Origin of the sequence: Clostridium sp. (genome assembly GCF_016650095.1) — a bacterium.
Taxonomy (GTDB): domain Bacteria; phylum Bacillota; class Clostridia; order Clostridiales; family Clostridiaceae; genus Clostridium_AD.
The window spans coordinates 1-12074 of sequence record NZ_JAENWL010000074.1 but is presented as its reverse complement, the minus strand read 5'-3'; the positions used below and the strand labels follow the sequence as shown (position 1 = coordinate 12074).

9 protein-coding genes are annotated in these 12074 nt (G+C 31.7%); 7 read left to right on the top strand and 2 right to left on the bottom strand.

Translation table 11 applies throughout. The features are described 5' to 3' along the window. Nucleotides 1–169 precede the first annotated feature (169 nt). The 5 genes from JJE11_RS06535 (at nucleotide 170) to JJE11_RS06515 (ending at nucleotide 7818) form a co-directional block, all read left to right on the top strand. Nucleotides 170–874: an amino acid racemase gene (locus tag JJE11_RS06535; protein ID WP_291633802.1), complete on the top strand. Its 705-nt coding sequence runs from the start codon at nucleotides 170–172 to the stop codon at nucleotides 872–874. A gap of 287 nt (nucleotides 875–1161) precedes the next feature. Next, nucleotides 1162–1545 carry a hypothetical protein gene (locus JJE11_RS06530; protein WP_291633800.1) on the top strand — a complete coding sequence of 128 codons (384 nt, stop codon included), beginning with the start codon at nucleotides 1162–1164 and terminating at the stop codon, nucleotides 1543–1545. Nucleotides 1546–1652: 107 nt separating this feature from the next. Beyond that, on the top strand, nucleotides 1653–2675 hold the full coding sequence (mnmH, locus tag JJE11_RS06525; protein WP_291633798.1) for a tRNA 2-selenouridine(34) synthase MnmH: 1023 nt from the start codon (nucleotides 1653–1655) through the stop codon (nucleotides 2673–2675). Between the two features lie 122 nt (nucleotides 2676–2797). Continuing rightward, on the top strand, nucleotides 2798–4753 hold the full coding sequence (locus JJE11_RS06520) for a DNA topoisomerase IV subunit B (RefSeq protein ID WP_291633796.1): 1956 nt from the start codon (nucleotides 2798–2800) through the stop codon (nucleotides 4751–4753). Nucleotides 4754–4896: 143 nt separating this feature from the next. Next, entirely contained in the window at nucleotides 4897–7818 is a 2922-nt protein-coding gene (locus tag JJE11_RS06515) for a DNA topoisomerase IV subunit A (protein WP_291633794.1), read from the top strand. Between the two features lie 41 nt (nucleotides 7819–7859). On the opposite strand, the gene JJE11_RS06510 is transcribed toward JJE11_RS06515, so the two are convergent. Further along, entirely contained in the window at nucleotides 7860–8324 is a 465-nt protein-coding gene (locus JJE11_RS06510) for a GtrA family protein (protein ID WP_291633792.1), read from the bottom strand. A gap of 323 nt (nucleotides 8325–8647) precedes the next feature. Between JJE11_RS06510 and JJE11_RS06505 the strand changes: the two genes are divergently transcribed. Next, on the top strand, nucleotides 8648–9907 hold the full coding sequence (locus JJE11_RS06505) for a pitrilysin family protein (RefSeq protein WP_291633790.1): 1260 nt from the start codon (nucleotides 8648–8650) through the stop codon (nucleotides 9905–9907). Nucleotides 9908–9977: 70 nt separating this feature from the next. After that, complete coding sequence (gene recJ, locus JJE11_RS06500; protein WP_291633788.1) at nucleotides 9978–11747, top strand: single-stranded-DNA-specific exonuclease RecJ; 1770 nt, start codon at nucleotides 9978–9980, stop codon at nucleotides 11745–11747. Nucleotides 11748–11890: 143 nt separating this feature from the next. Here the strand turns inward: recJ and JJE11_RS06495 are convergent, their stop codons facing one another. After that, on the bottom strand, nucleotides 11891–12073 hold the full coding sequence (locus JJE11_RS06495; protein ID WP_291633787.1) for an alpha/beta-type small acid-soluble spore protein: 183 nt from the start codon (nucleotides 12071–12073) through the stop codon (nucleotides 11891–11893). Between the last annotated feature and the right edge of the window lies 1 nt (nucleotide 12074).

Genomic DNA, 12074 nt, shown 5'->3' with positions numbered 1-12074 from the left:
ATAGAATCCTAGATATGGTTAGAACAGCCGTAAATGTAATTGGAGACGCATCTTGTTCAGTCGTAGTTGATGCATCAGAAAAAAAACTGAGTTTAAACAACAAAAATGTAAAAGCAAATAGTTAAAACACTTTCATCATAGAATAATGATTTTAAAGGAGGTAGAGATTTTGTCTAAAACACTAGGGATTATAGGGGGCATGGGACCCTTAGCTACCGTTGAACTGTTTAGGAAAATTGTATGTCATACCTATGCAACATGTGATCAAGATCATATTCGTGTTTTAATAGATAATAATACATCCATACCTGATAGGACGGCCAGTATTATTGGAGAGGGGGAGGATCCTAAGAAGTATTTGATTGAATCAGCCAGAAAACTTCAATCCATGGGAGCAAATTACCTGATTATGCCCTGTAATACTGCTCACTACTTTTATCAGGATATTATAAAAGAGATAAAAATACCGTTCCTTAATATGATAGATGAAACAGCAAATTTTATATTGAACAAATATCCTCAAATTAAGAGGATAGGCCTTTTAGCTACGAAGGGAACTTGCAGTAGCGGCGTTTATGATGCGGTATTTAGTAAATATGGGATAGAACTTATAAAACCCTATGAAGAAGACCAAAAACAAGTTACAGATCTCATTTATGGAATAAAAGAAGGAATCCGGGGTGCGAATCTAACAGGATTTTATGAAACTGTTGAAACCATGGGAAAGCATGGAGCGCAGTTGTTTATTTTAGGATGTACAGAGCTTTCTGTTGCTTATGAGAAGTATCAGTTAAAAGGGAATTATGTGGATCCACTAAATATCCTTGCCATGGGTGCAATAACATTTGCGGGGAAAAAAGTCATAAATATTTAATAAAATGGAGCTGGGATAATCCTAGCTCCATTTATTAATTAAGCAAGATAAATGATTAAACGACTACCGATCTGGATAGAATTGAAAAAAAGGATAGATTTACGATTTTATTTATGATAAAATTATAGTTGGATTTTATTGATATCTGTTTTAAGAGTAAAATCAACTATTCTGAAAGACTTTTTTAATTTGAAGTTAGTTTTGCGTGATTTAAAAGAAAAATATACACCTTTTTATTTGAATAGCATATAAAGTAGTATAAATTCAAATAAAAGGTGGTGTAATAGATGGCGGATATAATTATTCAATATGTATTAATAGTGCTTTTAGTAACAGGAATTGGTTATTTAGCTTATTTGTTAAAAGATAGAGATATAAATATTAAAGATGACTACTTTGGTCTTGCTAATATAATACTTGGTTCTTTAGTAGATAGTGAATCCACACCTGAAAATGAAAAGAAAATTATTAGAATTATTTCAAAAGCAGTTCAATATGTAGAAACTAACTATAAAAACAGCGAAAATAGTTTCAAAGAAAAAGAAGCTATTAAGCTTACAAAAGAAGATATTCGTTTAATGAATTTTGAAAGCAACATAGATGATGAGAGCATAAAATATCTGACAAGATTAGCTGCGGCAGTATTACCACCAACTAATAAGTTACTTTAGCAAAGTGAAAATTAAAGCGAATTACTGAAATAACCGGCAGAAAAGTTTTGTTCTGCCGGTTATTTCATGCCCTTAATATAATTGTTGATAACCAAGGAGGAAAGTTAATGTTAAAAACCATAGAATATGGAGAAATTGAAGGAAACTATATATTAATTGACGTAAGAAGTCCAGGTGAATTCATGGAAGGAACTATAAAAGGAGCAATTAGTATTCCCTTATTTGATGATGAAGAAAGAAAAATTATTGGTACTGTGTATACAAGGGAAAGTGTTGAAAAAGCAAAAAGAATTGGACTTGAAGTAGCGTCTAAAAAATTACTTCGCATTTATGATGAAATTAAAGAATTAGATAAACAATACAATAAGATTGTGTTATTTTGCGCTAGAGGTGGAATGAGAAGTGGCGTACTTGGTATGTTACTAAGCTCCCTAGGTATTAATACAGAGCGAATAAATGAGGGATATAAGGGATATAGAAAGTTTGTAATTGAGAATTTACCAAAGCTTAATGAAAAAGTACAATACATTGTTCTACATGGTAACACTGGCGTTGGAAAGACTGAAATACTTAAACAATTAGAGCGTGATGGATTTGATATTTTAGACTTAGAAGGTTTTGCTAATCATAGAGGATCATTATTAGGTACAGTAGGCCTTGGAAAAACAGCCAGTCAAAAGGGATTTGAATCTAAAATATATCATATGTTGCAATCTGCTAAAAGTTCATATGTGTTTATCGAAGCAGAAAGCAAACGAATAGGAAACACTACAATACCTGATTTTATATTTGAGAAAATGAAAAAGGGTGTACATATATTTGTGGAGGCAGACATTGAGTTTAGATGCGATCTTATTATTAAAGAGTATACAAAGCAGGAGAACTGTCAGGCCGAAATAATTGAATGTTTAAAAAGACTGGGGAAATATATTGGAGAAAAAAATGTTGTAAGATATTCTGAACTAGTTTTAAAATCTGAATATGATGAAGTGGTAAGTGAGCTTATGATAAAACATTATGATCCTATGTACACACACGGCTCCAACAAATATGATTATAAATTAAAAGTTAAAGTAGTAGACATAAAAACTGCTACAGAAGAAATAGAAAATTGGGTAAATATAACATAAAAAAATAGAAACATCAGAAAAACAGAACGCTAGTTTCTGTTTTTTTATTTAAATTACTTTACCTTTTGCTCATAAACATATAAAATAACAAAAGGATAAGAAAATTTTACTGGAGGATTTTTATGAGTTTTGATAAAGAAGAAATTGAAACCTATGATGTGACAGACTTAACTTCTCTAGAAAAACTAGAGCCGGTAAGAATAAGACCAGGTATGTACATAGGTTCTACAGGAAGCAAAGGTCTACATCATTGCATATGGGAAATTTTAGATAATTCTATAGATGAAATAGCTAATGGATATGGTGATAGAGCTGAAATAATATTAAATAAAGATAAAAGTGTTACTATTATTGATAATGGTAGGGGAATTCCTACAGGAATACATCCTTTAAAAAATAAATCTGGTGTGGAAATGGTATTTACTGAACTTCACACTGGTGGAAAGTTTAATAATAAGAATTACAAAACTTCTGGTGGACTTCATGGTGTTGGAGCCGCAGTTGTAAACGCATTGTCAGAATGGTTACTAGTTGAAATAAAGCAAAAGGGACAAATTTTCACTCAAAGATTTGAATATGCCTATGATGATGATTTAAAAAGGCTTATGCCAGGTACACCGGTAAGCAAGCTTGAGATGGTTGGGAAAACAAAAGAAACAGGTAGTAAGGTTACTTTTATGCCAGATAAAAGTGTATTCACTACCTTGGAATTTAATTCTGATTTTATTGATGAAAGACTACAAGAATTGGCGTTCCAAAATAAAGGGATTACATTAGTCTTTATTGATAAGCGAACAGAAGGAAACATCGCTAAGGAATACCACTCTGAGAGGGGTCTTCTAGATTTTATTGATTATCTAAATGAAAGTAAAATGCTACTCCACAAGGAACCTATATACTTTCAAGGTGATAAAGAAATTAATGGAATAAATTTATACGGAGAAGTGTGTATTCAATTTACTGATTCAACTACAGAATACATTGCTAGCTACGTTAACAATATACCAACTACTGAGTCTGGAACTCACGAGACTGGGTTTAAAACTGGGATGACAAGGGCTTTTAAAGAAGGCGCTAAAAAGCTTAATCTTTTAAAAGAGAAGGATAAGGAATTTGAAGGTGACGATTTAAGAGAAGGAATGACGGCAATAGTTAGAATTAAAATAAGTAACCCAATGTTTGAAGGTCAGACTAAAAGTAAACTTGGTAATAATGAGGCATACAGCATGATGAATGAATTGTGCTATGTTAAAATATTAGAATGGATAGAGGACAATAAAGAAATAGCTACTAGTATAATAAGTAATGCTATTTCTGCCGCAACTAGGCGTGATAAAATAAAAAAAATTAATGAAGCTGAGAGAAAAAAAATAGGTAAGGGTGCATCTCCTCTTGCGGGAAAGATTGCTGTATGTACACTAAAAGATTCAGAGTATACAGAATTTATAGTGGTGGAAGGAGACTCAGCTGGTGGAAGTGCTAAGCAAGCTAGGGATAGAAGATTTCAAACTATAATGCCTTCTAAAGGTAAAATTATGAATACTGAAAAGCAAAAGCTAGAAAATGTGCTGTCTAGTGAAGAGCTTAAAATATTCAATACTGCTATTGGAACCGGAGTTTTAGAAAATTATATTGAAAAAGATTTAAAATACGGTAAGATAATCATTTTAAGTGATGCGGACGTTGATGGATATCATATTAGAACACTATGGATGACTTTTATTTATAGATATATGAGGCCCTTAATCGCCAATGGTCATCTTTATATGGGAATGCCCCCACTTTATAAGGTTTATAAGGCTGGCAAAAATGGAGAAGTTGCTAAGTATGCATATAGTAATGAGGAATTAGCTAAGACCAAAAAAGAAATTGGAAAGGGTGCTCTTATCCAAAGATATAAAGGGCTTGGAGAAATGAATCCAGATCAACTTTGGGAAACTACACTTAATCCAGCTACTAGGACGCTGCAGCAGGTTACAATAGAAGATGCTGCAAAGGCGGAGAAGATGGTTTCTCTTCTAATGGGAGATGTGGTTGCACCTAGAAAAAATTACATGTACAAATATGCTGAGTTCTAAGGATGATTTTAAAAGTCGTTAGCATCACATTTTGTGATGAGTACAACACCGTGGGTGATGAGTACAGCACCGTAGGTGATGAGTACAGCACCATAGGTGATGAAGCGACAATGTAGGTAATGATTTAACAGGGGGTTTATTAAATGGCAAAAAAAATCGATGTACCTAAAGATAATAATATAATAATGACTCCAATTGAAGAAGCAATGCCAGATAACTACCTTCCATATGCCGTTGAGGTTGCCCGTGAGCGAGCACTGCCAGACGTTAGAGATGGTTTAAAACCAGTACATAGAAGAATTCTTTATGGGGCATATATGCTAAGGGCATTTCCGGACAAACCTTATTTTAAATCAGCAAGAATAGTTGGAGATATTCTTGGTAAGTACCATCCACATGGAGATAGCTCTGTTTATGGTGCAATGGTAATACTAGCCCAATCTTTTGCTACAAGAAAACCACTAATTGATGGTCATGGAAACTGGGGAAGTCAAGATGGAGATAATGCAGCTGCTATGCGTTACACAGAAGCAAGACTTTCACCTATTGCACTTGAAATGATAAGGGATATTGACAAAGGCGTTGTGGATATGGTAGATAACTATTCTGATACAGAGAAGGAGCCATCTGTACTACCAGCAAGATATCCTAATTTGCTTGTAAACGGAACCTTTGGTATAGCGGTTGGAATAGCAACAAACATTCCACCTCATAATCTAGGGGAAGTAATTGATGGAGTACTAGCTTATGCTGATAATAAGGAAATTACAGTTAAACAGCTTATGGAACACATCAAAGGACCAGACTTACCAACCGGAGGTGTTTTGATCGGTCAAAAGGCTATAGAAGCTGCTTATGAGAGTGGAGAAGGTAGGGTAACGCTACGTTCTAAAATGAAAATTGAAGTTCTAGAAACTGGTCGCCTTGGCATTGTAATTACAGAGTTTCCATACAGAAAAAACAAAGCAAAATTACTTCAATCTATTTCTGATATGACTGCGGATAAAAAACATTCAAAAGCATTAGAGTCCATTATTGATATTAGAGATGAATCTGATAGAACTGGACTAAGATCTGTAATTGAATTTAAAAAGTCTACAAATAAGGAAACTGCTACAAAGGTACTTAAATATTTAATGATAAAAACAGAGCTTCAATGTAATATATCTTTTAACATGGTAGCATTGGCCAATGGTAAACCCCAAACTATGGGACTTAAAACCATATTGATGCACTACTTAAATCATCAAAAGGATGTTGTTACTAAAAGAACTCAAAGAGAACTAGAAGTTGCAGAAAATAGATTTCATATCGTAGAAGGATTTATTAAGGCTATAGATGTAATGGATGAAATTATTGCAATAGTTAGAAGCTCAAAATCTAAAAAGGATGCGGCGCTTAACCTTATAGCTAAGTTTAATTTTTCAACTATCCAAACAGAAGCAATACTTGAACTTATGTTATATAAGTTAACGGGCCTTGAAATAAAGATATTTTTAAAGGAATATAAAAAATTAGAAGGATTAATTAGGGGGTATAAAAAAATCCTTGAAAATGAGAATGAACTTCTTAAAGTGATAAAAACAGAAATTTCAATAATCAAAGAAAAATATAATGATCCAAGAAGAACGGAAATTATTGAGGATGATAGTCAAGCCAAAATAGACGTAGAGGAGTTAATCGTAGTAGAGGATATTATGATAACACTATCTAACGATGGATATATAAAGAGAGTTCCAATGAAATCTTATAATAGGTCAAACACTGATATAGAAGATATTGAGTATAGAGAGGGCGATTTTAATACATATTTACTTCAAACAAATACTAAAGATACGTTAATGGTATTTACTGATGTCGGAAATATGTATCAACTAAGAGGAGATTTAGTACCGGAATATAAGTGGAAGGAAAAAGGGGAAAGACTTGATACCCTTATTCGAGGAATAGATTTAACAAAAGAAAAAATTGTTGCTTGTTTTACACTAGAAAATGCATCTGCTTATAAGGAATTTATGTTCTTTACCAGCAAAGGAAATATAAAGAAAACTGAGCTTAATAAATTCGTTACGAGTTATACTAAATTATCTGCTTTAAGACTAAGAGAAAATGAAAAGCTTATCCATGTTAGGTTGAATGATGGGCCAAGAAAAGAAGCTTCTATAAAGGTATCAACTAAAGAAGGGCTAGAATTTTCTGTGGAAGAACCGGTGCTCCAAGCTATTGACAGAAACATAGTGGGCACGCAGTTATTTAATCTAACTTCAGCTGACCAAGTTGTAAAATTAGAATTTACGCAGGGGCATGATTATAAAGAATTTAATATTAGTATAAATGCAAAAGGTGCAATAAAAATATCTAGTAGAAAAACAAATACAAACTTAAGCACATATACCAAATCCTCTTCCACACTGCTTATATTTACGGAAAAAGGATTAGTTCATAAATTACCTAGCTATATGGTTCAGAATATTGATAAGAAAGGCGTAGGTATTAATACTCTACTGGACAATTTTAGTATTGATGATAAAATAGTAGAAATTACGTCTGTTGATGATTTTAATAGTGAAAGAAGTATATATTTATTTACAAAAAAAGGATTTACAAAACGAACTAAGCTTAGCGAGCTCGAAGGAAACTTTTTTGGAGCCATGGTTTATAAACTTAAAACAGAAGAAGATAAATTAGCATTTGTAAAAGTAAGTAGAGATAATGTAGATAGGGATGTACTAATGGTGACAAAAAAGGCAATGTGTATAAGATTTAATGTAAATACTATTAACTTTATGGGAAAGGTTGCCTCTGGGGTAACAGGAATAAGCTTAAAAGAGGAAGATGAAGTTATATTCGTAGATTTGATAAAGTCAGTAGTGAAAAAAGAAGAAAGTTCCAATGAAACAGCTACGACGTTTGACGAGGAGCTCAGTTTAACAGTCAGTTCATTTAAAGGTGAAAAAAAGATTATAAGAATTGATGATATAAACGTTCAAAATAGAGCAGGTAGAGGTAAAAACTTAACAAGTGGACTCATTGACGATTTCGTTTACGATGTTACTTTAAAGTAAAAATATAAAAAAGACATGCAATAACTTAAAACAAAATGTTATCATGTCTTTTTTCTATTAAAAACAAAAAATTTATTAATCAAAAAACCGACTATACCTATAAGCATAGAACCTAGTAACATAGATATGTTAAGCCAAAGGTGGTCTAAACTAATTATATTTCTATGGTTATGCAAAAGATGGGTTAATGGATTCCTACTTGTTAATATTACTAACATAAAGCTATTTAAAATCATACTAAAAAACAGCACAGAGGAGTATTGAAAGTAAGCTTTAGTTTTAGATGTTTCTCTAAAAGTGAACTTCGTATTCAATTTATAACCACAAATTGAATAAAAGCAAAAAGCAATTAAGTTAAAGACAAATAACATTCTTCCATGAGTTATGCCTGTGGTATAAGAAAGAATATTTAATATGGCAACATCTATTATAACGTTAGTAGCACCAACTAAAGCATACTTTATAAATTGAGTTAAGGACTGTAGTGTTATATGTTTATTATTCATAGAATATTATTCTTAAATAAAATATGTTTAAGAAATTAGTCACCACCTTTTTTATGAAGTAAAGATTGTCTTTTAGCGTATACATTAGTCTACAACAAAAGAATCAAAAATAACACATAAATATTATCTATTTAAATTAAAGGGACATTCAAGTAAATAAAAAGTCAGTATACTAGTCTATTTCGCGAAATACTTCGTCTGCAGAATCTATTGATAGTATAACTATCAATAGAACCTGCATCCTAGTCTTTCACGAAATATCCGTCGCATCTTTCACCTGTTATTTACTTTCATGCCCCTAATTAAAAATTGAAGGTGATGAATTGGAAAAAGTAATATTTAAAAATGGAATGAAGTTATTATACAAGAAATCGCAAAATAATTTAACTTCTTTTACAATAGGGTTTAATGCAGGAGCAAATCAAGAGAAAAATGAACCACTCGGAATAGCTCATGTGGTAGAACATATGCTGTTTAAGGGCACGACTTCACGCTCGGAATACCAAATAAATAAATTATGTGATGAAACTTTTGGGTTTTGTAATGCAATGACTAACTATCCATACGTAGTATATTATGGTACAACATTAGACGAAGATTTCGAAAAGGGGTTTGAAGTTTACGCAGATATTCTTTTGGAGCCATCGTTCCCAGTTCATGGATTCCGCGAGGAAATAGAAGTAATAAGTGCAGAACTCAAAGAATGGAAAGATGATTCGTATCAGTTTTGCGAAGATACAATGCTTTATAATGGGTTTAAAAATCGAAGGATAAAGGATTTGATTATAGGTACACAGGAAAGCATCCGTTCTATAACTATTAAACAAATTGTAAAATTTTATCTGGAGCATTACACCTCAGATAATTGCGTTGTAAGTGTAATATCTTCTTTGAGTCTTAACAGTATTACCGAAATAGTGGAGAAATATCTCGGTAATTTTAATAATAAATTGACTAGAGACTGTGGGCATATAAAAGCTGACAAGGAGTATAGATACGAGAATAATACCTCAGGAACATACTTCCAATATAGAGATGATGTGCAAGGTGCTAAAATCGAATATTGTTTCCCAATTCATGATTTAAATTCGCGAGAGATTAGTGCTTTAAAGATATTTAACTTAGTTTTCGGAGAAGGTACAAGCAGTATTTTGTATGATGAAGTTAGGACTAAGAGAGGCATTGTTTATGATATAGGAAGTAAAGTTAAAAACGAAACAGGGATAAAACTTTTTACTATAAATCTTGGAACATCATATGAAAATGTACATAACGCTATAGAAATTATTAATAACGAAATCGAAAAAGTTAAGGATCTCAGAAATTATTTTGATGAGCAGTGTATTTTAAAACTATGCAAAAGTTATAAATTAAGAAGAATGATATCCCTTGAGAAATCTATTCAAACTAGCATGAATTTATGTGTAAATGAAATTATGTATGGGGATGGAGAAACAATTTTTTCGGAATTTGATGGAATGGAAAACCTAAAAGATGAAGAAATAATGAAAGTAGTAAATAAAGTTTTAGTGAATGCTACAATACAAGTATTAACGACATCAAAGGTTAATGGGAAAATATAACAGGAAAGTTATCTAATTTTAAAATAGAGGGTAATTTACTGCAACAAAAATAAGCAAACAGGAGATATATATGGAGAAAAAGTGGTTACTAAGAAATACCTCTAAAGATATTAAAGCTTTAGCAAGAAGTGGAGGGGTAAGTGAGCTTGTTGCTAAGATTTTAATTAATAGGGGATTTGATAATGAAATAGATATTAAAAAATTTATGAGGGCCAGTCTAGAGGATTTGTATGATCCATTTTTAATGAAAGATATGGAAAAAGCTACAGAATTAATAAAGCTAGCCATTGAAAATAAGGAAAAAATAGTGGTATATGGAGATTATGACGCAGATGGGGTTACTAGTACTGTGATAATGTATAAAGCATTAAAGCAATGTGGAGCACTGGCAGAATACTATGTTCCAGACAGGGAACGTGAGGGCTATGGGATAAATAGTGATAGGATAAAAAAACTAAAGGCACAAGGTTTTGGAGTGATTTTAACCTGTGATAATGGAATTGCAGCTATTGAGCAGGTTAAATTAGCAAAAGAACTAGGCATGACCGTCATAATAACTGATCACCATGAGTTAGCATTTAAAGAAGATGAAGCTGGGAGCAGAGTTTTTATGATTCCAATTGCAGATGCACTTATTAATCCAAAACAAAAGGAATGTAATTATCCCTTTAAGCATTTGTGTGGTGCAGGTATTGCACTTAAATTTGTACAAGCACTCTATATAAAACTTGGAATTGATGAAAAATTTGTAGAGGAATTTATTGAAATAGCAGGAATAGGAACTATTTGTGATGTGGTGGATTTGATAGACGAAAATAGAATAATCGCAAAAAATGCATTAGGGATGCTAACAAATACAAAAAATCTTGGATTAAAGTGTTTAAAAGAAGTTTTAAGTATTAATGATAAAGAAATAAAATGTTATCATGTTGGATTTCAAATAGGACCATGCATAAATGCTACTGGAAGATTAGAATCAGCAGCTATTTCAGTTGAATTGCTTTTATGTGAAGAAGAAAATAAGGCGAAAGAACTAGCTAAATCATTATTTGAACTTAATAAAAAAAGACAAGAGATGACATCGCAAAATGTGGAAGAAGTAATAGATATAGTTAATAATTCTCCTTTTAAAAATGATAAAGTATTAGTAATTTATAAAGATACTATACATGAGAGCATCGCAGGAATTGTAGCAGGGCGTGTTAGGGAAGCTTTTAATGTGCCAACAATAATATTAACTAAAGGACGCGAAAACCCAAAAGGTTCAGCAAGATCTATTGAGGGATACAATTTATTTGAAGAATTAATAAAATGCAGTGAGCTCATTGAAAAGTTCGGAGGTCATCCAATGGCTGCAGGTCTTTCTATAAAAGAAGAAAATATAGAAAAGCTAAGGAAAAAATTAAATTTTATTTGCAAGTTAACAGATGAAGATATTATGCCAAAGATAAGAATAGATGAGCGGATGCCCCTTAATAAAATAAATTACGATATAATAGATGAATTACAACTTTTAGAGCCCTTTGGTAAAGGAAATTCATCTCCAATCCTTGCTGAAAAAAATGTTACGGTTTTAAAAATAGATATATTAGGCCAAAACGCTAATGCATTAAAAATAAAATTTTTAATGTCTGGTGTAAATAAATGGATTGATGGAATATGTTTTAATAGAGTGGAAGAATTTACTGAAATGCTAAAAGATACATATGGAGAAAACTATATGAGTTATTTCAAGAATCCTCGTGGAATGAAACTAAATTTAATTTTTTCACCACAAATTAATGAATATAATGGGCGTAAATCTATTCAAATAAAGATTTTAGAATTTAAACTTAGTTAATAGCTTATTTAAATCATCAAAGGCTATGAAATATTTTATTTAACTTCAATACAATCTCATTTATATAAAATCGCATATATAAAAATAGCAAAACTAAGAGGTATATGATTAGCATATACCTCTTAGTAAATTAGTAATTTAGATTAAAGGTTCTTTTCGTACTGTTCTACCATTTTCTTAACCATTTGTCCGCCTACAGATCCGTTTTGTCTAGAAGTAAGATCTCCATTGTATCCGTTTGTTAAATTAACGCCAACTTCTTGAGCAGCCTCCATTTTAAATTTGTTCAATCCTTCTCTTGCTGCTGGTACTAATGTTTTTGCCATT